General features: G+C 47.2%; 24 protein-coding genes. 14 read left to right on the top strand and 10 right to left on the bottom strand.

Annotation, left to right across the window (positions count from 1 at the left end; translation table 11 throughout):
• Positions 1-23 precede the first annotated feature (23 nt).
• From ACFSVM_RS24050 to ACFSVM_RS24030, 5 genes are all read right to left on the bottom strand, one after another.
• Complete coding sequence (locus tag ACFSVM_RS24050) at positions 24-1,955, bottom strand: FtsX-like permease family protein (RefSeq protein ID WP_090724942.1); 1,932 nt, start codon at positions 1,953-1,955, stop codon at positions 24-26.
• The gene (locus ACFSVM_RS24045) at positions 1,952-2,707 is read right to left on the bottom strand and encodes an ABC transporter ATP-binding protein (RefSeq protein WP_047912670.1); all 756 of its coding nucleotides are present in this window, start codon (positions 2,705-2,707) and stop codon (positions 1,952-1,954) included. Before ACFSVM_RS24045 ends, ACFSVM_RS24050 begins: the two co-directional genes overlap by 4 nt.
• Before the next feature lie 101 nt (positions 2,708-2,808).
• On the bottom strand, positions 2,809-3,813 hold the full coding sequence (locus tag ACFSVM_RS24040) for a sensor histidine kinase (RefSeq protein WP_076314251.1): 1,005 nt from the start codon (positions 3,811-3,813) through the stop codon (positions 2,809-2,811).
• Positions 3,810-4,499, bottom strand: a complete 690-nt coding sequence (locus ACFSVM_RS24035) for a response regulator transcription factor (protein WP_090724940.1) — start codon at positions 4,497-4,499, stop codon at positions 3,810-3,812. The genes ACFSVM_RS24040 and ACFSVM_RS24035 overlap by 4 nt, the downstream gene beginning before the upstream one ends.
• A gap of 388 nt (positions 4,500-4,887) precedes the next feature.
• Positions 4,888-6,327 (bottom strand): multicopper oxidase domain-containing protein, encoded by a 1,440-nt coding sequence (locus ACFSVM_RS24030; RefSeq protein WP_379265021.1) that lies wholly within the window; start codon positions 6,325-6,327, stop codon positions 4,888-4,890.
• A gap of 133 nt (positions 6,328-6,460) precedes the next feature.
• Between ACFSVM_RS24030 and ACFSVM_RS24025 the strand changes: the two genes are divergently transcribed.
• On the top strand, positions 6,461-7,834 hold the full coding sequence (locus ACFSVM_RS24025; protein WP_090724937.1) for a leucine-rich repeat domain-containing protein: 1,374 nt from the start codon (positions 6,461-6,463) through the stop codon (positions 7,832-7,834).
• Positions 7,835-7,911: 77 nt separating this feature from the next.
• Here ACFSVM_RS24025 and ACFSVM_RS24020 read toward each other — a convergent pair whose 3' ends face one another.
• Complete coding sequence (locus ACFSVM_RS24020; protein WP_076314255.1) at positions 7,912-8,499, bottom strand: hypothetical protein; 588 nt, start codon at positions 8,497-8,499, stop codon at positions 7,912-7,914.
• Between the two features lie 320 nt (positions 8,500-8,819).
• Between ACFSVM_RS24020 and ACFSVM_RS24015 the strand changes: the two genes are divergently transcribed.
• From ACFSVM_RS24015 to ACFSVM_RS23975, 9 genes are all read left to right on the top strand, one after another.
• A complete protein-coding gene (locus ACFSVM_RS24015; RefSeq protein ID WP_205054719.1) occupies positions 8,820-10,283 on the top strand; it encodes a copper amine oxidase N-terminal domain-containing protein in 1,464 nt (487 codons plus the stop codon).
• Positions 10,284-10,371: 88 nt separating this feature from the next.
• Entirely contained in the window at positions 10,372-11,034 is a 663-nt protein-coding gene (locus ACFSVM_RS24010; RefSeq protein ID WP_379265017.1) for an RNA polymerase sigma factor, read from the top strand.
• Positions 11,013-11,945: a hypothetical protein gene (locus tag ACFSVM_RS24005; protein ID WP_205054721.1), complete on the top strand. Its 933-nt coding sequence runs from the start codon at positions 11,013-11,015 to the stop codon at positions 11,943-11,945. The genes ACFSVM_RS24010 and ACFSVM_RS24005 overlap by 22 nt, the downstream gene beginning before the upstream one ends.
• A 79-nt stretch (positions 11,946-12,024) precedes the next feature.
• On the top strand, positions 12,025-12,861 hold the full coding sequence (locus tag ACFSVM_RS24000; protein ID WP_379265015.1) for an alpha/beta hydrolase: 837 nt from the start codon (positions 12,025-12,027) through the stop codon (positions 12,859-12,861).
• Positions 12,862-13,032: 171 nt separating this feature from the next.
• Positions 13,033-13,908 (top strand): helix-turn-helix domain-containing protein, encoded by an 876-nt coding sequence (locus ACFSVM_RS23995; protein ID WP_379265013.1) that lies wholly within the window; start codon positions 13,033-13,035, stop codon positions 13,906-13,908.
• Between the two features lie 136 nt (positions 13,909-14,044).
• Positions 14,045-15,079 (top strand): ABC transporter substrate-binding protein, encoded by a 1,035-nt coding sequence (locus ACFSVM_RS23990; protein ID WP_379265011.1) that lies wholly within the window; start codon positions 14,045-14,047, stop codon positions 15,077-15,079.
• Positions 15,080-15,097: 18 nt separating this feature from the next.
• Positions 15,098-16,108 (top strand): FecCD family ABC transporter permease, encoded by a 1,011-nt coding sequence (locus ACFSVM_RS23985; RefSeq protein ID WP_379265009.1) that lies wholly within the window; start codon positions 15,098-15,100, stop codon positions 16,106-16,108.
• Complete coding sequence (locus ACFSVM_RS23980; RefSeq protein ID WP_379265007.1) at positions 16,101-17,123, top strand: FecCD family ABC transporter permease; 1,023 nt, start codon at positions 16,101-16,103, stop codon at positions 17,121-17,123. Before ACFSVM_RS23985 ends, ACFSVM_RS23980 begins: the two co-directional genes overlap by 8 nt.
• 193 nt (positions 17,124-17,316) lie before the next feature.
• Positions 17,317-17,712 (top strand): rhodanese-like domain-containing protein, encoded by a 396-nt coding sequence (locus ACFSVM_RS23975; RefSeq protein WP_076314262.1) that lies wholly within the window; start codon positions 17,317-17,319, stop codon positions 17,710-17,712.
• 99 nt (positions 17,713-17,811) lie between these two features.
• On the opposite strand, the gene ACFSVM_RS23970 is transcribed toward ACFSVM_RS23975, so the two are convergent.
• Positions 17,812-18,192 (bottom strand): winged helix-turn-helix transcriptional regulator, encoded by a 381-nt coding sequence (locus tag ACFSVM_RS23970; protein WP_076314263.1) that lies wholly within the window; start codon positions 18,190-18,192, stop codon positions 17,812-17,814.
• A 133-nt stretch (positions 18,193-18,325) separates the two neighbouring features.
• Between ACFSVM_RS23970 and ACFSVM_RS23965 the strand changes: the two genes are divergently transcribed.
• The 3 genes from ACFSVM_RS23965 to rlmN all read left to right on the top strand — a co-directional run bounded on the left by ACFSVM_RS23965 (position 18,326) and on the right by rlmN (position 21,785).
• The gene (locus tag ACFSVM_RS23965; RefSeq protein WP_379265004.1) at positions 18,326-19,531 is read left to right on the top strand and encodes an MFS transporter; all 1,206 of its coding nucleotides are present in this window, start codon (positions 18,326-18,328) and stop codon (positions 19,529-19,531) included.
• A gap of 29 nt (positions 19,532-19,560) precedes the next feature.
• The gene (locus ACFSVM_RS23960) at positions 19,561-20,409 is read left to right on the top strand and encodes an aldo/keto reductase (protein WP_379265002.1); all 849 of its coding nucleotides are present in this window, start codon (positions 19,561-19,563) and stop codon (positions 20,407-20,409) included.
• 287 nt (positions 20,410-20,696) lie between these two features.
• The gene (gene rlmN / locus ACFSVM_RS23955) at positions 20,697-21,785 is read left to right on the top strand and encodes a 23S rRNA (adenine(2503)-C(2))-methyltransferase RlmN (RefSeq protein ID WP_379265000.1); all 1,089 of its coding nucleotides are present in this window, start codon (positions 20,697-20,699) and stop codon (positions 21,783-21,785) included.
• A gap of 113 nt (positions 21,786-21,898) precedes the next feature.
• Here rlmN and ACFSVM_RS23950 read toward each other — a convergent pair whose 3' ends face one another.
• Positions 21,899-22,105 (bottom strand): hypothetical protein, encoded by a 207-nt coding sequence (locus tag ACFSVM_RS23950; protein ID WP_076314267.1) that lies wholly within the window; start codon positions 22,103-22,105, stop codon positions 21,899-21,901.
• A gap of 248 nt (positions 22,106-22,353) precedes the next feature.
• Complete coding sequence (locus ACFSVM_RS23945) at positions 22,354-23,844, bottom strand: peptide MFS transporter (RefSeq protein ID WP_090724922.1); 1,491 nt, start codon at positions 23,842-23,844, stop codon at positions 22,354-22,356.
• A gap of 479 nt (positions 23,845-24,323) precedes the next feature.
• Between ACFSVM_RS23945 and ACFSVM_RS23940 the strand changes: the two genes are divergently transcribed.
• A complete protein-coding gene (locus ACFSVM_RS23940) occupies positions 24,324-25,232 on the top strand; it encodes a helix-turn-helix transcriptional regulator (protein ID WP_076314269.1) in 909 nt (302 codons plus the stop codon).
• A gap of 99 nt (positions 25,233-25,331) precedes the next feature.
• Here ACFSVM_RS23940 and ACFSVM_RS23935 read toward each other — a convergent pair whose 3' ends face one another.
• Positions 25,332-26,528, bottom strand: a complete 1,197-nt coding sequence (locus tag ACFSVM_RS23935) for a M20 family metallopeptidase (protein WP_379264996.1) — start codon at positions 26,526-26,528, stop codon at positions 25,332-25,334.
• Positions 26,529-26,654: the final 126 nt, after the last annotated feature.

Below are 26,654 nucleotides of genomic sequence, written 5' to 3'. Positions count from 1 at the left end.
AGGGGATGTTATTCAAGTCATGCTCACAGCGAGCTTTTGATCACCCGTTTGTAGTAGTTGACTGACAGGATGCCAAAGATCGAATAGAGCACGGTGTACAGACCCATCACGATCAGCATCGGCGCCATGAGCTCGGTACCGAAGAGGAACCAGCCTGACTTGACGGCGAAGTAGCTGTGGCACAGACCGACAATGAGCGGAATGCCGAAGTTGAACAGCTGCTTGAACCTTATGCCGCGCATCAGGTTGCTCTCTGTAAAGCCCAGCTTGCGCAGAATCGTATAATTAGGCCGCTCTTCTTCACTTTCATCCATCTGTTTGAAGTACAGAATACAGCCGGAGGTAATCAGGAATGTCAGACCGAGGAAGCCGACGATGAACATGATCATTCCCATGTTATTACGTTGATTCAATTCAAAATCATATTGAGAGAAGCTTGGTACGCCAAGATCCATCTCTTTATATATTTGATGGGCTTCTTTGACCTGTGAACGGTCCTTGAGCTGAACTCCGTAATAGTTGGCACGGTCGTCTGTTTGAAGCTCCGGATTCATATCTTGGTGCAGCTGCTGATACACAGTCTCGTCTACAATAACAGTAGGTGATAAGCCGCCGTAAAAATAGGAGAGCACAGCCTCTTTCTTGATTCCGATCAGTTTCTGATGAATTTCAGTTCCATTTCTTCCGATCAAATTGAACTCACCTGTATTAGCAATCGTCATGAAGCTTGATAACGAATCATCGTATCCCATGAATACAGCTTCACCAGGTTCAAGCTCGATTCCTCCAACCATCGTTTCACTGAGCACAGGCGTTGCAATCGTTTCATCGGCAAATGTACTATTAGACATGAGTTTACTTGCATCCATCTCAGCTGTAATCGGCTGTCTGTGGATGACCTCATAAGCGATCAGGTGTGAATCCAGCTCGGATATGAAATCTTCTTTGACTTGCTCATCTGCAAAGGAGAAGTCATGCGGTACACTATTCTTCGCACTTGTTTCAGCAGAATAATAAGAGATATAGCTGAGTGACAGCAGGCCGATCGCGAGCGCCGAGACGGTCGTGATGACGGTGAGGAGCATGGCATTCGATTTCATCCGGAACATAATGGATGAGAGCGACAGCACCTCGCCAATGGACAAATATCCATTCTTGCTCTTGCGGATCGCGTTGAATATGAAGCTGACCGAGCCCTTATAGAAGAGATAAGTACCGATGATGACGGACGCCAAAATAAAGATCATGGCCCACATCAGATCTCCCATTTCCGTAAAGCGTCCTCCGAATAATTCAGAGGAAACATAATAACCGCCCAGAATCAGAGCGATTCCCAGTACGCCGAGTAATATTTCAAGCAGTGACATCTTACTCACCCGCTGCTGTGCGGTGGATACGACACGGAACAGGGAGAGTATGCTCTGTCTGACAATGAACAGATAGTTCATGATCATGATCAGCACATAGATGAGTGCAAACACAATAACGGTCTGCGTGAGAGCCTCCGGTGAGAAGCGAAGGGCTGCCAGCTCATCCACGCCAAGTATTTTGAACAGAATCATAAGAATAAGCCGCGAAGCGGCGAAGCCTGCCGCAATACCGATAACCATGGAGCCAAAATACAGAATCAGGTTCTCCGCCGTCAGGATCCGGAAGATGCGGCCTTTTGTCAGACCAATTAACTGGAACAATCCGATCTCCTTACTCCGACGCTTGATGAAGATCGTGTTGGCATAGAGCAGGAAGACGGCGACAATGGCAACGAGCAGAACCGAAGCTGCCCCAAGTGCCGCAGCCCCTTTGACCGTACCCTTCGCTTCATCCATGGACGGATCGTATTGCAGCGTTACGAATGAGAAGTACAGGCCGACACTGAAGATAAGAGCAAATACATAAAGATAGTAATTGCGTATATTCTTCTTCAGGTTTCGAAAAATAATGGTATTCAGATTCACGCTTGAACACCGCCCAGCACGCCTTGGGTTTTCATAATATCGCTCAGGAAGGAGGATCTCGGCTGCTCGCCCTTATTCAGCTGCGAGTATATCTGTCCGTCCTTGATGAAGATGACCCGGCTGCAGTAGCTTGCCGCTACGGGGTCATGCGTAACCATAATGATCGTTGCCGCATGCTTCTCGTTCATGTCACTGAGCTTATTCAGCAGATCGGAGGCGGATTTCGAATCGAGCGCTCCTGTCGGTTCATCTGCAAAAATAATGCCTGGATCATGGATGAAGGCTCTCGCAGCAGAGGTTCGCTGCTTCTGTCCGCCTGAAATCTCACTCGGATACTTATCCGCCAGCTCATAAATGCCAAGCTCGGATGCAACCGCCTTGAATTTCTCCAGCGCAGCCCGCTTGGATACGTTCTTGATGGATAGCGGAAGGAGTACATTTTCCTTAACCGTCAGTGTGTCGAGCAGATTATACTCTTGAAAAATAAAACCGAGATGGTTCTTGCGGAATTCAGCGAGATCCTTCTCCTTCATGCCTGTAAATTCCTTGCCCTCAATCTCTATGGTTCCCTCGCTCAGCTTGTCGATGGAGGACAGCACATTCAAGAGGGTGGTCTTGCCTGAGCCCGAGGCGCCCATGATGCTGACAAACTCTCCTTTGTTTACTTTCAGATCGATCCCTTTCAGCACTTCCTGCTTGTTGAATTTGTTGCCGTATATTTTGTGGATCTTGTTTGCTTCCAATATAACCACGGGTTTCACTCCTTATGTTCTTTATGAATCCATCTTACCTGGTTCACGTAAGATTCTCCTTCGATTCAGCGAACAAAGCACAAAAGCATGTGACAATGTTGTCACATGCCTGCAAGGTGATCGAAATCATTAGGAACAGGAAAGGTAAGATAGAAGGCCGTGCCATGCCCTACAGAAGACTGAACCTCTATATGAATTCGAAGCGAATCAGCCGATTTCTGTGCCAAATACAGCCCCATTCCCGTAGCCGCGCTCTCCTGATGCCGGGTCGTTGAGGTGAAACCCCGATCGAAAATGCGGGGCAGATCCTTCGGATCAATGCCGCGGCCAAAATCCTGAATGGTCAGAATAACATGTCCATTCTCTTGCCGGCTCTCTACGATAATATCCGAAGCCTCACTGTATTTGACGGCATTGGTCAGGAGCTGACGAAGGATGAAGCCGAGCCATTTCGCATCCGTGAGCACCTGAGGCGCTTCCAGCGATACGTCAAAGCCGATTCCTTTTTGGATACACCAAGATTTCAAGTCCCGAATCTCCTTGTAGATGATCGGCTCGAGCGAGGTCTCCTCAATATACAGATCATTCTCGATAAAAGGAATCCGCTTCTGGTGCAGCTGCTGATCCAGCAGATGGTGAATCCGCAGCCATTCGAACTGCAGCTGGTTCTTGAGCGTATCATCAGGCAGCCGGTCGATCATGAGCCTCATTGCCGTCAGGGGTGTCTTGACTTCGTGAATCCACGAGAGCAGTTCATCCTTCTCCTGCTCAAGGAGCAGAAGACGGCCGGAAGCTTCTTGTTTATAGTGCTGGGTCTGTAATGTCACTGCTTCCTCCACAATTTGCTCGAAGGGGCTCTCGGCGTTCTTGAAGGCTGTAAGATCATAGGTGTGATTCCAGGCCTTCAACTGTTTGAAGAACTTGGTTTCCTTATGATACCGAATAAAGAGGAACAAAATACAGAGCATGGAGGACAGCAGTGTAATATACAAAATCGGCAGCAGTGGAACAGAGGCATCGATATAGGCGACGAACAGTGTCAGCAGCTGTAGGACGAGAATCAGCAGCAGCCAGCTGCGCCGTTCAATAAGAAACCCCCGAATCATGGGGCAGCCTCTTCCGTAGCCATGTAACCCTGTCCAACCTTGGTTTCGATATAAGCCCCAAGGCCGATGGTTTCGAGCTTCTTGCGCAGGCGGTTCACATTGACGGTGAGCGTGTTGTCGCTCACAAAATGCTCGTTGTCCCACAGGCTCTTGATCAGATCCTCTCGGCTGATGATTTGGTTCTTCTGCTCAATCAGCATCTTGAGGATGAACATCTCATTTTTCGTCAGCTCTGCCGTACCTTGATCATTAGAAATCGTGTTCTTCACATATTCTACGGTAGCTCCCCTCCAGGTCTTGAGCTGAGTCGGTTCTGTATTGTAATTGTAGACACGGCGGAGCGTAGCCTGGATCTTCGCGATAAGGACATCGAAATGGAACGGCTTCTGAATGAAGTCGTCAGCACCGAGCTGCATAGACATCACCATATCCGTCGGATGATCACGGGAGGACAGAAAGATGATGGGAACGTTGGAGTGGGCCCGAATCATGCGGCACCAATGAAACCCGTCGAACTTGGGAAGCTGGATGTCGATGATGACTAGATCGGGCTGGATTTCTGCAAACTCCTGCATGACCTTATCAAAATTTTGTACCCCGTATGTATCATAAGACCACTGCGATAAACGGTCTTTTATCTCCTGAAACAAGGTCAGATCATCCTCGATGAGCATGATTGTGAACATATGACAAGTCACCACGTTTCTCTATAGATTACTATAGCCAGTGTATAGGAAATTGTTTGCTGATTAAAGTGAGGGCCTTTTTGATGAAGCATACTCAAATTGAATCGGGTGCCAGGTTCAATTTGCTGTAACGGGTTAATAATGAGCATACGTACAACTTTACAGAAAAGAGGGCTGCATCATGGTAAACAAAGATACACAAAACAATGAAGAAGATAAAGCGATCCGTGATGATGAACCGGACCAATTTGAGCAAACCGGCGGGAAGGCTGGCGCGGACGAAGAGAAGTCTGAGTAAAGCAACGCGTAAGTTAAGTGCCAAACACCAAACACCCTTTCGTGTATAAGACGAGAGGGTGTTTTTTAATGAAGTAAGTCAGTCTTATGCTTACTCCACAATAACACTGGCTTCCATACTCGGGTGGGTAGCACAGTAGTAGTTGTAAACGCCTTTTTCATGGAAGGTATAGCTGAACTCCTCCCCAGGTCCGAGGTGACGGCTGTCAAAGGTGCCTCCTATATCCGTCACCGTATGAAAGACAGGGTCCTGGTTCTCCCAGGTAACGGTTGTTCCGGCTTTGATTCGAAGCTCTTTCACGGAATATTTCATGTGGCTGATTGCAACCATAGCTCCTTCCCGGGACTCTTCCAAGGGGGAGACAGGGGGTGCAGCGGCTCCTGCTCCTGTTATGCTGCTAGGGTGTTCATTCTCGTTGTGCTCCTCAAGTTCACCATTCTTCCCATGCCCTTCATGTCCTGGCGCCGGTCCTTGATCACCGATCATGACCATCGTATGCATACCGCCGGGATAGACTCCATTGTTCGTATTGTCGACGATGTTATGGCTGTGGAAGGGGTAAGCCCCTTCCTGGGTGAATGTAATTAACAGGTCGTAGCGCTCGCCGGGCCCGATATTTACCGTGTCCTTCTCAAGCGGGGCAGGCAGCGGCCTGCCGTCAGATGCGATCACCTGAAAATGATGTCCATGCAGATGCATGGCATGAGGCCGGTATCCCGAGTTGATGATGCGGACGAGTACCTTCTCCCCGAGCTTGCCTGTGATCAGCGTACCTGGGTCTTTCTCCGTATCAGGATAGGCCTTGCCGTTGATTGTAAAATAGGTAGGCTTGAAGTCAGTACGATCATACTTCTTGCCCTCCTGCACGGCCTTGTGCCATACCGGATCAATCTCGTTCAGTACGAAAGTATATTCTTTATCGTATTTCGGACCACTGGTCCAAGCCTCATTAGCTCGGTCCTTTGCTTTGACAATAAAAGCCCCGGTCATTCCCATCTGCAGATGCTCAATCGTATCGACATGACAGTGATAGAAATAGGTTCCTGCATGATCGGCCTTGAATCTATAGGTATAGCTGTCTCCCACAAGCAAATCCTTGGAGGTGTGCGGCACACCGTCGTTTGCCTGATCCGTATCGAGCCCATGAAAATGAATCGTATGCCCGACCTGCTTAATCCCCTTCTGGGAGGTACCCAGATTGGTCAAGGTCACCTCTACCTGATCTCCTTCATTAACGGTGAGAGTAGGGGCAGGATATCCGGCAGTCCCCTTTGCTTGTTGCTCACTATACCCCCACACATATACAGATGTCTCATCAGGGAGCTTGAGAGTGCCGTCAGTGGCATAGAGGTGAAAACGTTTGGTCTCCGGAAGAGACGTATTCATCTCGCTCGGACGTTGGAAAGCGGCGGCAGCAGAAGAACTAGGCTCCAATCCGGTCATTATATTTATCATCGAAAATAAAACCATAACAATGAGCAGGATAGTGCCTGTACGGAACAGAAGTGCTTTATTGGATGAATTTATCATATATTGTTCCTTTCCCCTTGAAATTGGGTATATGTAACAGAGATAATAAATCGAAACATTTGATCACAAGAAACGTCCATATATTTAGGATTCTGGCTTTCAGTTTAAGCAAACAGGGGGAGGAATATGCGTAGTGAGGAAATACATATCCAGCATACTTATTTTCTTAATCATCAGTATAAGTGTTGTCGGACAATCCTCCTTTGCCGCAGCGTACACCGAAGAGATATTTATTGAAGATGAGGCACTGTCCTATGGACTGAAGTCAATACTTAATAAGCCGGTTGACGAGCCGCTCACGACAGAAGATTTGGCTTCCTTGACGGTCGTTGATCTGCGGAGCTTGGGAATTAAGAGTCTGGCTGGACTGGAGCACGCGGTAAATATGACCCATCTGAGGCTCTCCGGCAATGAAATATCGGATCTTGCACCTATAAGTGGAATAAAGACTTTGCGGGAAGTCGATGTAAGGAGTAACTATATTACTTCAATAGAGGAGTTAGCAGCACTTACGGATTTGGGAAGACTGTACATAAGCAATAATGGAGTTGCATCCATTGAGGTCGTCAGAAACTTTCCTCGGCTACATACGCTTCTGATCAGCGGCAATCCTGTAGATCGACTGGATGCACTGGAAGAAGCCAAGGCATTAAGCTGGCTGGAAGCGACCGATAATGGGATTACAGATATTTCGGTGCTCGCCGAGCTTCCGAGCCTTCGGTATATTCAGCTGGACAATAATCAGATTGCGGATTTGTCCCCTCTTGAGCATTTGACAGAGACCCTTGAGGGAATCAGTATGAATAATAATGAAGTCACCGATTTAACACCACTTGCGAGCCTGACGAACTTAAGATCCATCCAGCTGGCCAATAACCAGATCTATGATCTGGCACCACTGGCAGATTTGGCAGAGCTCAGCGAGCTGCAGCTGTCAGGCAATCGAATATGGGATATTTCGCCCCTTGCAGATCATGACTTTATCTATTATCCGGCAAACCAGGTTGGAAACGTGCTGGAATACTATTCTTTGGGGCTCGCTGACAACTATCTGGACTTAAGCGAAGGAAGCGATACATTAGATATTTTTGAGAAAATAACGGCGAATGACAAAGACAAACGATCCCAAGGCGAGCTGCAGCGCTTAATCATTGGATCAAGCACAGCCTATGCCGGCAGCATGGAATTTTCTTTGGAAACTGCCCCATATATAAGCGATAACCGCACCTATGTACCGCTTCGGTTTGCAGCAGAACAGCTGGGGGCAGTTGTTGAGTGGAATCAAGATCTTAGAGAAGCGACGATCCAGGCTGGAGACACAACGATTCGCTGGGCAGAGGGAAGCAGGCAGGTGGATGTGAATGGCAGGATTGAACGGTATGATGTCCCGCTCATGCAGCAGCATGGCCGTTTGTTCGTTCCTGTCCGCTTCATATCCGAACAGCTGAATGCGGATACGGCCTTTATCAACGAAACGAAGACAGCCCTCATTTTCAATAAGGAATAAATCCATCCATTTCATTCTTTTGTTGTGAACCCTCATCTTGCTGATGGGGGTTTGCTTGTTCGCATTGGATCTACTTTCTAGTCCATGGTAGCGATGATCCACCTGTCCTCTTCTGTCCCCTTCTCCGGAATCAAAGTATATTCAAAAGATCCATAGGTGACTTCTTCTTTCATCTGAATGGCATAGCTTACTGCAATTTGGATTCTTTTCTCCTTCTCCAAATAAGTGATTGAATCAACAGATTGGAACTCAATCGCTTCTCCATCCGTGTGCAGATAGGCTAATAAATTCAGATTTTGTTCCACTACATCCTCGGACATTCCTTCTGAGAAGCCTTCTGAATCATTGCTGACGATCGCTTCCATATTGCGTTGGATGGTCTCCGCCATGTCCAATGTAAAAAAATCCTGTACATAACCTGCCATATCTATAGAGACACCTTCTTGAAATTTAGTGGGATCAGAGGGGGCGGACCTTTCAAATATAATCGTTTGTTCTTCAGCCTCCGGCTGCTCTGCTGGAACAGTTTTTGGCGCTGTTTCTGTCGCATTAACAGGGTCGGGAAGATCAGGAGTCGAAGTCTCCGTCTCTGCTTGACTACATCCAGTGATCCATAGTAACACTGCGGCGCTTGCTGCATAGAGGATAATTCGGCTTTTTTTCATCTGTATAACGACTCCTTTTGATTTAATTAATACTTCTACTGACGCCGGCGTTCTACATAAAGTTGCAATAGAATCTTTATTACATCATGCCGAAAATATTAATATTTTCATGAAAAACAGAGGAATATGATAGATTGTCGACTATTGTCATCATTTCTCAACAATTGATACACAAGGATATATAGGCATTTTTTAAAAAAATAGGTTTACATATTTTCCCTCTAAATATAGTATGAAGGAGTACGTCCATAACGTTTAAGGGGGAGAGCAATATTATTAATCGTAAATCGTTTAAGTGGCTCGCCGCGCCACTCATTTTCATGCTGGTCGTATTGACAGGCTGTCAGTCAGTAGGTGGATTTGATGTCAATTCAGCCATACTAGGAAGCAAGGAAAAATTATATCAGCCGATGGAATCCCGTCAGACACTCGATCTGGAAGTTACACCGTCTGCGAATGCAACTGCGGAAGATAAGGAAATGATAGACCTATTGAACTCCATTTCCGTACATATTGACAGTGCCAAATCGGAAGATATGGATCATGCTTCGGTTACAGGCTCTGTATACTATTCGGATAATGAAATTCCATTCCTCTTCAGCATGGATAAAGCCGGGTTTGCTCTTGATATTGAGGGTGCAGAGAAGCCGGTCTACTTCTCGCTTGGGGAAGAGATAGAAACACCAGAGATGACAGAATATTATGAGCAGGTAGAGGATGTAACCTGGGAATTGGCGAGCTTCTTGGTGAAGCATTTGCCTAATCCAGACACCATCTCGGTTGCAAAGGCACAAGAGACAGTTAATGGAGAGCAGCTTGACCTCACTCAGCTTCATGTGGAACTCAGCGGTACAGAGATGGTCGAGCTTATCCGTCCGTTCCTGACTTCTATTGCTGAGGATGAAGAAGGCTTGAAGCAGCTCATTGGCAATCTCTACGATGCCATCTCAGTTATGTTTGTTGCGATCGAAGCGGAAGATGAGTCACTGGAAGGAGCTTCGGAGTTCCTGTCTCCGGAATCCAAGGATACGACGGTAGCGATGATTCATGGCGCGATCACGGGTTATCTGGATGAGTTCCTTTTGGATTATGATCAAGAAGTTGAGAAATTGTTCAATGAAACACCAGAGCTGAAGACCGTATTTGGCGATGATACGAATCTTACAGTAGATTATTATTTCGACAGCGAGCTGAATGCCCGCAAATCAGATATGGAGCTGAAGGTAGCCATTCCCGAATCGGATGAACTGCCTGTCAGTGAAATCAAGCTTGTAAATACCTCTGAGATCTGGAACTACGGAACAGAAGTCAAGGCAGATCAGGTCGATACTTCGAGTGGCGTTCTTGATGTGATGTACGGTGAAGCAACGACAGGCGAAATTCTTCGTAATTTTGAAGGATCCGCACCAGTGCATGAGCTGCTGCTGAACTCCGGTATGACCAGCATGTACACTTATCTTGATCCGGAAGACGAGTACTACGGATTGGTGAATCACGACGGTACTGGATTTGTAGCCCTTCGTTATTTTGCAGACCAGTTTGAAGCGGATGTGAAATGGACCAAAGGTTCGAATCAGATTGTGGTGACGAATGACCTGACACTGGAACAGTCCACTTATACGCTGGGCTCTAAACAAGCTGTCGTCAATGGAGAGAAGGTAACCTTGCCTTCTGCACCTTATACGGAGCATGGGATGGTCTATGTTCCACTGCGTTCCATTGCAGATGCACTGGATGCAACGGTTACGTATGAAGACGGCTGGTATGCCGTAGAGCGTAAGTAATAGCACGACACTGTAACATGAGCACTGAGCTGTTCAATGCTGCCGATGGCGGTATTGAGCAGCTTTTTCTTTATTAAGATGACAACTGATGATCAGATTATTTGCTATTAATAATCAAATGAATGTCACAAATAAGCATTTTACTTTGTTATTACTCATAGACAGGGCGCCCTGTAGGGAAGGAGGAGCTATGAGCGAGGATTATATAGACATAGAAATAGAGCTTATTGTTGATCAAGTCAAGAACGGAGACAAGGAAGCGTTTCGACTTCTTGTTTACAAGTATCAGCGAAAAATTCACCTGTATTGTTATCACATGCTAGGAAACCGTCAAGAGGCCGAAGATGCGGTACAAGAAATTTTCTTAAAGTGTTATCAAAAGATAAGTAAATATGCCAGCAGCACAGCCTTCTCAGGATGGCTATATAAATTGGCTTATTATCACTGTATTAATTTACTTAAAAAGCGTAAAGTGCGTTATAAAATACTTAATCTTTATCGTGTACAATGTGAGCAATCGCAAGGGATGTTGGATTATTCTCCATCTATTCATGAGCTATTAAGCCTACTATCCCCAGAGGATCGAAATTTGCTCGTACTGAGAGTAAGTGAAGAGAAGAGCTTCGAGGAAATCAGCCGAATTATGAACCGAACGCCAGCAGCACTCCGCAAGCGATTTGAACGCATTCGAAAAAAACTCAAATTGATTCAAATGGAGGAGTACCCAAAATGGAACAAAAACAGCATTTAGATGATGATATTAACGATCTAAATAATCTGTTCAATACATCGTATTTACCCAAGCGGGATTTCTCCTTAAATATCATGGACAATATTAACAGGTTGGAGCAGTCAAGGGGGAAACTTAGATTTGTGATATTAAAACGTGTAACGCTTGTAGTGGCAGTGGTAGGATTACTTACTGGCTTTTCATTTGTTGCAGCAGATTGGTTTGAGCTGCAAGATAAAGATGGAAACAAGGTAATGGAAGTACATCTCACGGATAAGTCCATTCCGACAACTCATGAGATTGCTTTAAATGAAATTCGAGAAATGCTACCTCCCGGAGAGTCGGCTACAGTCTATTTTGGCACCAAGGAGGACATTGAGAATAAAATTCCGGAAAATATGATGGGGACCATTTCACCATACAAATACACGGATTATGAACAATTTCTGAAAGCTGTTTCTGTTCCATTCAAGTCAAACCAATTTCCGAGGCAGTTGTCTGATGAGTATCGTTTCAAGGAAGCATCCATCTATATGAACTCAAACCCATCAGTAAGGGAAAAGGGAGAGATCGTTTATGGTATTGCCTCAAATGGACAAGAATACGGTTATTATACTCAAAAGCTAGGCAGTAAGCAGAATTCAATTATACTGAGCTACCAGAACGGCAAGCACGTAATCGACTACAACATTCATTTTACTCAAACTCAAGAAGAAACCCATTTTTATGATGATGCTCCAACGACTGATAACGTGACAGAGATTAATGGGGTGGATACCTATTATTATAAGAATGATCATATGCACGAGAACTCGCTGATCTGGGCAATCCAAGAGAGAGAATTCACAGCCAATTATGTGCTGACCAGTCACACAGCGGACCAAGAAGAGCTCGTTCGAATTGCAAGAAGTACGATCTCTGGTGCTGACTAGACTTTGATACGGAAAAAGTCCATGTTTTGTCCGGGGTGAATACTCTATAATGGCTAGGCAAGTAGGGAGGAGGAGAGGTATGGCAACAACTTCAGCGAAGCAGGTCACACTTTCTGCAACGAAAGAATGGATCCTGCGTTCCCGATTTAACGGACATGACTATCGAATTTGTGTGTATTGTCCAGTAGAGGAGCCTCCAGCAGAAGGCTTTCCTATCATTTATACCCTTGATGGCAATGCGACCTTTGCAATGACAACGGAAATGATTCGAATTCAATCGGTGAGACGGGAGAAGACGGGGGTCGTTCCAGCGATTGTGGTCGGTATTGGCTATGATCTGGATGCGCCGTTTCCGCCGCGCAGACACTATGATCTGACGATGCCGGCTAACGAAGCAGAGCTGCCTGCAATGCCAGGAGGAAGAGAACGCCCGGAGCAGGGCGGAGCTAAGGAATTTATGTCCTTTATCGAAGAACAGCTCAAACCAGAAATCGAGCAGCATTATTCGGTGAATGCAAGGAAGCAAATGATCATCGGACATTCACTCGGAGGCTTGTTCGTGCTGCAAATGCTGTTTGCGAGACCGGGTACTTTTCATACCTACATTGCCGGAAGCCCTTCTATTCATTGGAATGGATCTTATCTTGCGCAGCAGGAGGAGACTTGGACGAAGTCGTTGACATCCGGAGAGCTTGCATCACTGAAGGTTCGGGTTCTGGTGGCTGTAGGCGAGCGGGAGGGAAACTTTAAGATCCCGATGATTGAGAATGCCAAGAAGCAGGCAGAACGGCTCTCCGCTCTATCCGAATATGGCGTACACGCTGTATTCAAGGAATTCGAGGACGAGAATCACAGCTCCATTCTGCCTGTACTGATTAATCGGGCTTTACGATTTGCGGACTGGGCGAGCAAATAACGGACAACAAGACAACTTTTCTCAGGAGTGCTTTTTGAGGAAGCTGTCTTTTTTTCTGCGGATGAAAATGAATTTTCGTTTATTTCAAAAAAAATCACTGCAAAGTCGTAAAATTTGATATACTCTTTATGATATTGATAATCATTATCATTTATGAGGTGGTGATCCAACATGTATGAATGGAAGATGGATAGTGCAGATCATGAATTGGTAAGCAAGACGCTTGATTATTCATCGGTAAGACTGCGTGATATTGCAAGAGTCAGTACCAGATCAAGATGGTCCCTTCCGAGAACCCGTACAGCATCACGCAGACTGCTTGTGATCACGGATGGAAAGGGCTCCCTTACGATGAACAACTGTTCATATCAAGTAGAGAAGCCCTGCGTGTATTCCTGTGTGCCGGAAGCGAGCATTGAAATGACATGCAACTGCGGCCGGGATCTCGATTTAATGATTATAGAGTATGATATCTACCAGGAACAGGGCAATAAGGGTCCGCTTGTCGTTGTCGATGATTACATTATGGAACCCGGCAGTGAGCTGCTCACTCAAGAGGCAAGCTGGTTCACAGGGATGTGTCAGTCCATATATGGTCATTGGCACAGTGGTGAGGGACTTGGACGCTACCGCAGCCAGATTATTTTTCAGGAATTTCTGTACTGGGTTGCAAAGAGCCGTACATCTGATTCGCAGGACTCGAACTCGACGCTCCAGAAGACAAAAGAGTACATTGATCAGCATTATGATGAGAATCTGACACTGGAGCGGCTCGGACGGATGGCGGGACTCAGCTTGAAGTATTACAGTGAACTGTTTAAGAAGCAATATGGAGTAAGTGTAACCGAATATATTGCGACGACGCGTATGGAGCATGCTAAGCAGCTCATGATGGATTCAGAGCTCAAGCTGCGGGATATTGCCCACTTAGTCGGGTACCCAGATGAATTCTACTTCAGCCGTAAATTTAAGAAAATGATGGGTGTTTCCCCATCTGAATATAAGAAGCAGCAGGAGTTAACCTTCTTAGGCAGCCGTTTTTCCTAGGTATTGGTAAAAAATGTGGAATTAGTCCATGTCTTTACCGAGTAATGTCCATGGATACCTTTATAAAACTCTTATAATATTCAATAATGATAATCATTATCAATTATGGAGATATAAGAGAGGGGTTTCTATTTTCATGAAAAAGATTTCCTTTTATGCCATGCTCGTAGTGATGCTGGTCATGCTGGCAGCGTGCGGACAAGCAAGCGACACGAACGACTCGGAGACAGCAAGCGGCACAACAGAGACAACTCCAGCTGCTTCTGAGCAGCCTGCCGAAACCGATACTACAGAAACCGATACAACAGAAACAGACAGTTCAGAAGGCGAGACACGTACGGTTACATATCTGGGAGAAGAGTATACTCTTCCAGCAAATGTGGAGAAGATCGTCGTAACGGGCGCTATGGAAGCGATGGAGGACGCTCTTGTACTTGATGTGCCGCTGACAGGTGCTATTGAAGTAGGCGGTGAGTTCCCTGAGCGTTACGCTTCTATTACGGAAGGGGCAACATCGATCGGAGCCAAACAAGAGCCTAACTTCGAAACGATTCTTTCCTTGAAGCCAGACGTTATTCTGGGAACAACCAAATTCAAACCAGAAGTTGTAGAACAGCTGAAAAAGATCGCTCCACTTATTCAAGTGTCTCATATCTCAACGGATTGGGAAGCTAACCTGAACCTGATGGGTGAACTGTCCGGCAAACAGGATGAGGCAGCTAAAGTCATTGAAGATTACAAAGCAGAGGCAGAAGCAGCCAAAGCTGAACTTGGTACGAAGCTTGAAGGTAAGAATGTCATGGCGATCCGTATTCGTGGTGGAGAGATGTATGTTTACCCACAGGATGTATTCTTTAACCCAGTGCTTTACACTGACCTTGGCTTGACGGTTCCAGATGCAGTTGCTGCAGCCAAAGCGCAGGAGCTGATTACGGTTGAGCAGTTTGCCGAGATTAATCCTGACTATGTCTTCCTGCAATTTGCAGATGCGGAGAACGCGGATAAACTTACTGCACTCGAAGACATCCAGAACAACCCGATTATTCAAAAAACAAATGCTTTCAAGGATGGACATGTATATACCAATATCATTGATCCATTGTCTGAAGGCGGACCTGCTTGGAGCAGAACAAACTTCCTGACAGCTGCTGTAGCAGAGCTGAAGAAGTAAACGAGCTTTCATTCATCCATGTTATCCAAAAGACGAGTACATCCGCTGCTCATATGCCTGGTCGCTCCGGTCATCATAGCTGTAACCATTCTCGTCTCGATACTCTATGGTGCCAAGGATATTAACGCGTCTGAAGTATGGAATGCCTTATTTTACTTCGACTCGGACAGTATCGATCACCAGATTATACTAACCTCACGACTCCCTCGAGTCGTGGGGGCATTATTAATTGGTGCGTTTTTAGCTGTCTCCGGTGCGCTGATGCAGGGGATGACGAGAAACTATTTGGCTTCACCTTCCATAATGGGTGTATCGGACGGTTCCGTATTTGTAATCACGATTTGCATGATTCTGCTTCCTAACACATCCTCATTAGGATACATAGCTTACTCATTGATCGGTTCTGCCATCGGTGCCGGCATCGTATTCTCACTTGCATGGCTGCTGCCGAGGGGGATGACACCGGTCAGGATGGCCATTCTCGGGACAATCATCGGGACCTTCTTGAGTGGATTGTCTGAGGCGGCTGCGACTTATTTTCAGGTATCGCAGACGGTAAGCTTCTGGTACAATGCTAGACTCCATCAGATGGATCCTGAGCTGATCAAGCTGATTATTCCATTCGCAATTGCCGGCCTCGTGCTTGCCATGGGTCTGGCACGGTCCATTACGATTCTATCGATGGGCGAGGAGATGGCTACCAGTCTTGGCCAACGGACCAAATGGGTTAAGGCATTGTCCATTCTCAGCGTCGTTATTCTTACAGGAATTTCGGTAGCGCTTGCGGGTAAGATCGGATTTGTCGGTCTTCTCATTCCGCACATTACCCGTTTTATTGTTGGTATTGATTATAAGTGGGTCATCCCATGCTCTGCGTTAATCGGAGGCATATTCCTAGCTTGGTGTGATATAATGAGCCGGTTTATCAACGCTCCGTTTGAGACGCCGATCGGCGTTGTTACTGCCATATTTGGTGTACCATTCTTCCTCTACCTGATCAAGACCAGAGGAGGGAAGTCCGATGCCTAGAACCGCTCGTTTTAAGCGATGGACGGTCGTTACCGTGTCGCTATTCATTATTCTTGCCGCTTCTTATATCAGTGTAACGAATGGCACCTTTGACATGACGGTGGCTGAGGTGATCAAGACACTGCTTCGGATTGATCCGGCGCCAGAGCATGATCTGGTAATCTTTGATTTCAGGCTGCCCCGAATTGTCATTGCCATATTACTTGGACTGGGGCTTGGGGTAGCGGGTGCCGTCATTCAGGGTATCGTCCGAAATCCGCTTGCGGACCCCGGGATGTTAGGTATTAACGCAGGGGCTGGCTCAGCGGTCGTGCTGTTCATGTTCTTGTTCCAGGGAACCATTACAGGAGCGAGCTTTGGCTCCATCATGCTGATGCCCTTGTTCGGGCTCGTCGGCGGGCTTATAGCGGCCGCTTTCATTCTGCTGTTTACGATTGATAAAGGGAGACTTGATTCGCAGCGGCTCATTCTGGTAGGGATCGCGGTATCGTCAGGGTTCGGTGCACTGACCTTGTATGTATCGCTCAAAATGAACCCAAGTGACTTCGAGATGGCCACAGTATGGCTGTCAGGCAGTATCTATAATGCGAACTGGCAGTTTATCCTTGCCATGCTGCCATGGCTGATCATATTAATCCCGCTGATCTGGAGTAAATCACTCGTGCTTGATGTCATGCAGCTTGAAGAACTCAGTGCCTTGGGAGCCGGTGTGCGTGTACACCGTGAACGCTTATGGCTGCTCCTGTTCAGTGTTGGCATTGTGAGTGCGTGTGTAGCGGTATCAGGAAGCGTGGGCTTTGTCGGACTGATTGCACCGCATATCGCCCGCAGGCTTGTCGGGATTAAGCACCGGCATGTTATTCCTGTATCCGGGCTTATAGGGATGGCAATGGTGGTCGTCGGCGATCTCATCGGCAAGTCCATCTTTGCACCGGCGGAGCTGCCGGTGGGTATCGTTATATCCATCATAGGGGTTCCTTACTTTGTGTACTTGCTATTCAAGACAAGAGTATAGCGAACAGCTAACAACTGAGGTATGTGTAGAATCCATTGGGAAGGAAGGGACAGGGGTAGTGGAGGACTCCTGTCTCTTTTTTATAAGTCTATTTGAGCATTCATTTCGCATAATTGAATCGTGCATGATAGAATAAATAAGGCGCGAAGTTAAAACGTGCCAATCCCCATACGGAAAAAGGAGTGTATGACGAATGGCTTTGACATTTAAGAATATGATTGAAGAAGCATTGAAGCATGTATCCGGGATTAGCTCCCAGGAAGCGAAGCAGCAAATTGCTGACAAACCGAACACGCTAGTGATCGATGTACAGGATGCCGCTGATGCCGGTGCTTGCGGACTCATTCCGAGCAGTGTCAACATCTCTCTTGGCATGCTGCCGATTCGTGCAGATCTTGAGCTGCCAGCTGAGCTTCGTGACGAGCGTCTAGCTGATCGCAGCCGTCCTGTTCTTGTTACGTGCGGTGCAGGCGGACAAGCTACTCTAGGTGCTTATATCTTGCATCAGATGGGCTTCACTGACGTTCATTTTATTGACGGCGGTACAGCAGCGTGGAAACAAGCAGGCTTTGACGTAGAAGCACTGTAAGAGACCACAATAATATATTAGATATGCATAAGAACGCCGGGCACCCACTGCATAGTGGTTCCGGCGTTCTTTGTGCGTTCTGTTCTAATTGAGAATATTCTAAGTGACCGAATGCTCTTCCTTCTTGTTCAGAATGCTGTCCTCCAGCATATCGGTCAAACTGCCATGCTCCTTAATAATATGTTGTTCTCCCCAATTGCACATGGAGTCCAGGATCGGTTTGAGGCTCCAGCCATACTCGGTCAGCTCATATTCGACCCGTGGCGGGACCTCATTATAGCTGATTCGGTTTACGATTCCGTCCTCCTCAAGCTCGCGAAGCTGCTGGGTCAGCATTTTTTGCGTAATATTGGGCATGAGCCTGCGAAGATCACTGGTGCGCTTCCTGCCGTGAGTCAGGTGGCACAGAATGACGCTCTTCCACTTTCCACCGATGACCTCAAGCGTTGCTTCCACAGAGATGTTATATTTCTTGTTCATCTGCATCATCCCTTTCCAAAAGGCACTAAAAAGTACCTATAGTACTTTAAAGTACGTACTGTTCATTATAACTCATATGGATCATAATAGCTTTTGCCGGCCGGCGATTCTATCATACAGGAGCGAAAAGTCCATGTCATTCGAAAAAAAACGAAGCACTTTGGCGCTGTTAGCCCTGGCGATCAGTGCCTTTGCCATTGGAACAACCGAGTTTATTAGTGTAGGGTTGCTGCCCATGATTGCTGATGACCTGAATATATCCGTTACCACCGCAGGGCTGACGGTGACACTGTATGCGCTTGGAGTCACCTTCGGGGCACCGATTCTGACGTCACTTACGGCCCGTGTGCCGCGCAAAGCCTTGCTATTATCCATTATGATTCTATTTATTATTGCGAACAGTGTAGCCGCCATGGCGGACGGCATCGCAGTTCTGCTGACTGCCCGTGTTCTGTCTGCATTTACACATGGGGTCTTCATGTCGGTAGGCTCAACGATCGCGGCAGATCTCGTCACGGAAGATAAGCGGGCAAGTGCCATATCCGCCATGTTCACAGGTCTTACGGTAGCGACCGTAACGGGTGTGCCGCTGGGTACATTTATCGGAGGCCAGATCGGCTGGAGAGCGGCTTTTGTCACGATCATCATTATCGGTATTCTCGCATTCATCGCGAATGCCATCCTCGTTCCATCTGAGCTGCAAAAAGGCAAGACCGTGCGCTTTCGGGATCAGGGCAGGCTGCTTACGAACGGAAGACTATTGTTAATTCTAGCTATAACGGCACTCGGATACGGAGGAACGTTTGTTGTTTACACTTATTTATCCCCGTTGCTGCATGATATAACCGGATTTTCAGAAAATACGGTAGCGGCCATCCTGCTGCTATACGGAATCGCCATTGCCGTTGGTAATATCATTGGCGGCAAAGCGGCAGATCGAAACCCGCTCAAGTCGCTGCTCGTTATGTTTATTCTACAAGCTGTAGTGCTGCTCATGCTTGCTTTTACAGCACCGTTTAAGATTGTAGGGCTCATCACCATTTTTATGATGGGATTGTTTGCCTTTATGAACGTTCCCGGATTGCAAGTCTATGTGGTTATTCTGGCAGAGCGGTATGTACCGGAGGCCAAGGATGTAGCTTCCTCACTGAACATCGCAGCCTTTAATGCGGGAATTGCGATCGGAGCTTATCTCGGCGGCGTGGTCAACGATTCCATCGGATTGATTCATACCCCTTGGGTTGGATCGCTGATGGTTCTGGGGGCAGTACTGCTCACCATATGGAGCTTAATACTGGAAAGAAAACAGGTACCGGTTCACACGAGTCCGGCAGCCTGATCGATTAACAATAATGGAGGAATGTACAAATGATTACAGCAATGCATTTACAAGACACGGTTAAGCTGAATAACGGAGTGAACATGCCATGGTTTGGTCTTGGCGTATTTAAAGTGGAGGAGGGCGAGGAGCTCGTTCAAGCTGTGAAAAATGCAATAGCTCACGGCTACCGCAGCATCGATACAGCGAGCGTATATCAGAATGAGGCCGGCGTTGGACAGGCCATTCGTGAAGCTCTGCAGGAGAACGGACTCTCAAGAGAGGAGCTGTTCATCACTTCGAAGGTGTGGAACGCTGATCTGGGATATGAGGAGACGCTGGCTGCCTATGAGGCAAGTCTCAACAAGCTGGGATTGGAGTATCTGGATCTGTATCTTGTGCATTGGCCGGTGCCAGGCAAGTATAAAGAAGCGTGGAGAGCGCTTGAAACGCTGTACAAGGATGGAAGAGTGAGAGCGATTGGAGTGAGCAACTTCCAAATCCATCACCTGGAGGATCTGCTGGCGGATGCAGAAATCACGCCGGTCGTTAACCAAATTGAGCTTCATCCTTATTTGAGCCAAACCGAGCTGCGCGATTATGCGGCCAAGCATCATATTCAGATTGAAGCCTGGTCCCCGCTCATGCAAGGGCAGCTGCTGGATCAGCCGGTGCTGCAAGACATCGCAGAGCGTCATGGCCGTTCAGTGGCCCAAGTCATCTTGCGCTGGGATCTCCAGCATGGAATTATCACGATTCCCAAATCCACAAAGGAGCATCGGATTATAGAGAACGCCACAGTATTTGACTTCACCCTATCGGATGAAGAGATGGCTAGAATAGATCAATTGAATCAAAATGACCGGGTAGGTCCAGATCCAGATCATATTGATTTTTAAAAATTTCCAGTTAAGGCGGTTCCTCATCTTATAGGGGGCCGTCTTTTTCAAGTTCCATGGATTAAGCCTTGTTTAAACGTGAAAAGTTTGGGACAATAATAGACGGATTACCGCATGATTATAGAGGTCAAATCCCGGTTGTTCGTCACTATGCTGATCGTTGTCTATACGACATTTTCAAATTCATCGTTTTATTGATTGTTTAAATATATTGAAGTATGAGGATTCTGCTCGTTTCATACAGAATGACGCACAATCCTGGTATGTGAAAAGAGGGCAAAAGATTCATGATTAAACCATCCATCTATGGATTAACACTTGATCAAATGGGAGCCTGGCTCGAAGAGAAGGGCCACAAGAAATCCCGGGCCACCCATGTATGGGAATGGCTGTACAGAAGACGGGTTACAGAATTTGACCAAATGGAAGAAGTCAATAAGGACTGTCTTCAGCTGCTGTCGGAACACTTCTCTATTCAAACGCTGACTGAGCATACGCGTCAGGAGTCCATCGACGGGACGATAAAATTTCTGTTCCGCTTGTCCGATGGCAACTTGATTGAAACCGTGCTTATGCGCCACAAATTTGGCTTGTCCGTCTGCGTGACAACGCAGGTTGGCTGTAACATTGGCTGCAGCTTCTGTGCGAGCGGATTGCTCAAGAAGAGCAGGGATCTGAGCAGCGGAGAGATTGTCGAGCAGATCATGAAGGTGCAGCTGCATCTCGATTCGATGGGTACGGGTGAGAGAGTGAGTCACATCGTCGTTATGGGGATCGGAGAACCGTTTGATAATTATAAGAACATGTCTGATTTCATTCGTGTCGTGAAGGATCACAAAGGGCTTGCGATCGGAGGACGCCACATCACCGTCTCAACCAGCGGACTGGCCGGCAAGATCAAGGAGTTCGCGGATTCGGACCTGAACGTTAACCTTGCGGTATCGCTGCATGCACCGAACAATGATCTAAGAACACGTATTATGAAGATTAACAAGGCCATCCCGATCGAGAAGCTGATGGACGCGCTTGAGTATTACTGGGATAAGACCAATCGCCGGATTACGGTGGAGTATATTTTGCTGAAGGATGTAAATGACCAGCCGGAGCATGCATTAGAGCTCGCAGAGCTGCTGAAGCATAGACGGAGCCTCGCGATCGTCAACCTCATCCCATACAACCCTGTAGATGAGCATAGCCAGTATCAGCGTAGCGAGAAGGACTCCATTACTTCCTTCTATGATACGCTCAAGAAGCAAAATATCAGCGTAAGTGTGCGGCTGGAGCACGGAACGGATATTGATGCGGCCTGCGGACAGCTGCGAAGCAAGCAGATCAAGAAGGACGTGGACGGCAGCCGGGAGAAGGTACTATCTTAATATATCAATGGTAAGGATGAGCCAGCCTGGCTCATCCTTTTTTTGACACGGGACAAAAAAAGGAAAGGGATTCCTCCCTTTCCTTCGGCATTTCGTATCTAATTAGGCACGGCCTAGCTTGAACTATATTTTCTGCTCTTGTAGTATGAGGAGCCGTTACGGTTGTGTCTGTGCTTGTAATCGGACGAGGAGCCTCTGCGTGAATAACGATGAGAGCTTGAAGAACGTTTACGGTATTTCCGGTCTGAGCTGCTGTATCGTTTGCGTCCCTGACTGTGCGAAGTGGAGTGAAGAACCTTGTCGATCAGTTTTCTAAGCATATATAAACACCTCTTTATTTCTTAGCGTATTCGCATCCTTATGGGATATGATGATTAATATAACCCACCGTAGCCTTCCCTTAAACAGAGCGAAATTGCTAAATATCATATTATTATAGGGCAGCAAGCTTAATGCATCCTTAAAACAATGTAATCGCAATGTAAAATTTAGTCTGCATCGGTTTGTACAAAAAAAGAGCTGTTTACGGTCCATTATGGACTGTAAACAGCTCTTTCCTAAATCATCGTTATCTAATACCCTTCATGGCACGCTGGATGATCGGAGAAATAGCGAACAGAATAATCGCGAGTACGATGGAGATCGCCCCGATGATACCGAAGTATGCCATTTCAGATTCAGGTGAGTACAGCTTAACGACCTGAGCATTAATCGCCTGAGCAGCCGCATTCGTCAAGAACCACAGACTCATCGTTTGAGCCGAGAAGGCTGCAGGCGCAAGCTTCGTTGTCGCGGACAGACCGACCGGTGACAGACACAGCTCACCGAGCACGACGATGAAGTAGCTGAGTACGAGCCACAGCGGATTAACCAGTGTATCGCTTCCGCCGAAGTAGGCTGGCAGCAGGATGACAAGGAACGATAGCCCTGCGAACAGAAGCCCAAGCGAGAACTTTTGCGGAATGGACGGCTGACGGTCTCCAAGCTTAACCCACAGCCAGGCAAATACTGGTGCCAGGATAATGATAAACAGCGGATTCGCGGATTGGAACCAGGCTGGTGCAATCGTGATGCCTGCGAATTCCAGCTGAGTCCGGTTATCTGCATAAGAAGCGAGAATCGTTGAACCTTGCTCCTGAATAGCCCAGAACATAACAGAGGCGATAAAGAGCGGGATGTACGCGAGTATACGCGAGCGCTCCACCTTGCTTGTTTTCGGACTGTTGTACATGACAATAAAGTAAGCGGCCGGAATTAGAATACCGAGAATCCCGACGATGAAAATAAAGGAGTCAAACGTAAGTAAGCCGGTCTGGGCACCTGCCACAGCGATAACAGCAACGACAATGATTCCGATTACGATCGAAGTGTACAGCTTTTTCTTCTTCTCAGGTGGAATTGGGTTAGCTACCACTGTACCCGCAAGACCGAGGTTCTTCTTCTTGGTCAGCATAAATACAACAAGACCCAGGAACATACCTACAGCTGCGACACCAAAACCAAGGTGATAGTTGTACTCACCCAGCGTACCTACGATCAGCGGAGCAAGGAAGCCCCCCAGGTTAATCCCCATATAAAAGATACTGAAACCGGCATCGCGGCGGTCGTCTTCCGTCGCATAAATATCGCCGACGACACTCGACACGTTGGGCTTCAATAATCCGGTACCGAGTACGATCAGTACCATGGAGCCAAAGAATGTGGCCACACTGCCTGGAATCGCAAGCAAGATATGACCGAACATGATAAGTATACCACCATAGAAGACGGCCTTGGACGTACCAAATACCCGGTCGGCTAACCAGCCGCCGATGATTCCGGACATGTATACGAGTGAACCGTAGATCGACATGATGGACAATGCCGTAGATTCGGCAATGCCGAGTCCACCGTTTGTCACCGTATCGTACATATAGTAGAGAAGGATCGCTCTCATTCCATAATAGGAAAAGCGTTCCCAGAACTCTGTAAAGAATAAGGTGAACAACCCTTTAGGATGTCCAAAAAAACCTTTCTGCGGGACACTGTCGACAATGTCCTTTTTCGTGATGTCTGACATGAAATAACCTCCTGTGCTTCTGCTAATCATACCGTTAGATGTTTTTACCTGTCAAAAACTTTGCAGGAGGTAATATTAAGCATCTGCCTGCCAAATTATCATGAACGAAGTAAAAAGGGCTGTGCACTTCCTGCAATGCCAAGTGTAAATTCAGCTAACGACGGTTTGTCTCCTATGTAAACGGGTAAGGTTTCCCTTCCGTTTATTGATACCCATGTGTAGTAAAAGTTGACAAAGCAATCCATCCCATTTCATATGGCAGTAAATATAGATTGCCTCCGTCAGGACAAAACAATACGGATGTATGAATTACTTGACTGCTTTGTAACTGTAATACACAAAAGCTAAAATAGGATAAAAAAAGTCCATGTCATCCACAATCCGTTTATTATCATCAATAATACGGTTTGAGAGCATGAAACTGGGTCTCCTTCAAGGCCTGTTATCTTCTGAAAATCAACAAAGGTGGAGGTATGCTGATGAATCGCAGAAGACTTGCCATCATGAGACTATTGAATTCTCGCAAGAAATATACGGCCCGTGAGCTTGCACAGCGGTTTGAGGTGTCCATTCGTACAATACAGCGGGATCTGACTGCCTTGCAGGAGTTAGGAATGCCTGTATATACCGAGGTTGGAGCCCATGGCGGGTATCAGGTCTTGCAAAATGGTATTTTACCACCTCTTCAGCTTCGTTTACAGGAAGCATATGGAATCTACTTGATGATGGAATGGCTGGAAAAGATTCAGGATATGCCTTACGGCGGTATCAGGGAGGCATTGTCAGAATATTATGCGAATGACCTTCCCCTTGAGGTTCAGGATCGAATTGACCGCACAAAAGAGCATATTATGTTTATCTCGTCCGTCAAGGCAAGACCGGCTCCATACACGACGGTGGTACTGAATGCAGCGATAGATCGAAGAAAGCTGCAGTTTACTTACGCAGGAAAATCAGGCATGAAGGTTCATGACGCGTTCCCGCTGGGCCTGTACTACGAGCATGGCTTCTGGTATATGCCGGCACAGAAGGACGACGGGAGAACGCTGCTGTACAGGGTAGATCGGATGGATGCTGCCAAGATGCTGGAAGAGAGTAATGAAACGCTCCCTTCTTTGAAGGAGTGGCTTCATAGAGTGGAGCAGCCTCAAGGACATGCTGCGGTGGTCGTCTTTACGAATATTGGAGAGCGGCTGGCTGAGAATGATCCTATCTTTGCGGACTTGCACGAAGGGATCTGGAGAGGGAGGATTCCGGAATCGGAGCTCGCCTATACTGCGCGGCGATTGTTGTCCTATGGTCCCGAAGTGAAGGTGCTTGAGCCGGATGTACTCAAAGAACATGTTCGATTATTACTGATGCAAAGCTTGAAGCAATATGAAGAATAGCCGCTGATCGAAGCGGCTATTCTTCATTTCATAAATATATGGATAGAGCTTAAGGTGCTTCAATTCGATGGTTCCATGCAGAGAGGTTATCTGATCATATCAAGTCCATTTCAGCAGCTTCTCTGCTGTTCTGACAAAGACTTGAACTCCATAGGCCAGTGCTTCATCGTCTATATTAAAGCGTGCATGGTGGTGAGGATAGACGATGCCCTGCTCTTCATTACGAGAGCCTACTCTGAAGAATACACCAGGGGCTTCCTGCTGATATGCCGAGAAATCTTCTCCACCCATCGCAGGTCGAATCATAGCGATACGATCTTTACCGAACAGCTCTTCAGCTGCTGTGTGCACGACTTGAGTGACCTCCGTCTCATTCACGACAGGATGGTAGCCGTATTCATAGTCGAGTTCATACTCGGCATTATGAGCTTCAGTAATTCCGCGCAGTATGCGATGCATCAGCTCGGGAACCTCACGGCGCACTTCGGGAGTGAAGCTGCGAACTGTGCCAGCCAGTTCAGCAGAGCCGGGAATGACATTATAGGCGGTACCGCTAATAAACTTGGTGACGGAGACGACTAAATGATCGATCGGGTCTATGTTGCGGGATGCGATATGCTGTAGATTGGTCACAACCTGTGCTCCGACGGCAATCGGATCGACCGTCATATGAGGATAGGCAGCATGCCCGCCCTTGCCAGTGATCGTAAGACGGAAACTATCCGGCGAAGCCATGGCCGGGCCATAAATGATGCCAATCTGACCGGTAGGGAGACCTGCATCCAGATGGCTGCCAACGACGTAGTCTACACCTTCCATCACGCCGGCCTTGACCATCTCCTGGGCTCCCCCAGGCAGCAGCTCCTCCGCATGCTGAAACAGAAACCGGATCTCGCCATGCAGGGAATCCTTGCGCTCCGCGAGGATCTTGGCGACCCCGAGCAGCATGGCGGTATGTCCGTCATGTCCGCATGCGTGCATTACACCTTCATGAATCGAAGCAAAGGGGATATCATTCTCCTCCGTAATCGGCAGGGCATCCATATCAGCGCGCAGTGCCAGCACTTTGCCCGGATAAGGCCCCGTTAATCTGGCCATGACGCTGGTAGGCGTGGGTCTGCTCAGTTCAAGACCCGGAAATTGGCTGAGTGTATCAAATATGAACTGTGAGGTGGCGAATTCTTCGAAAGACAGCTCCGGGTGCTGGTGCAAATGTCTTCTCCATGTAATAATCTGCTCCTCCAGCTCCCCCGAGAGAGTACTGGACGTACTGTGTGATACCGCATCAGTGGACATCTAAGCTCCTCCTCCATTTATCAAACGATATCTAAATACATTCGCGCTCTCTTCCCGCACACCTTCTTCACTTTAAATGTCAGGGATTTATCCAATCGCAATGTCATGTTTGGAGCTTGCCTATAG

The sequence above is a fragment of the Paenibacillus shunpengii genome (assembly GCF_042684905.1).
GTDB lineage: Bacteria > Bacillota > Bacilli > Paenibacillales > Paenibacillaceae > Paenibacillus > Paenibacillus shunpengii.
This window is presented reverse-complemented; position numbering and strand designations above follow the sequence as displayed.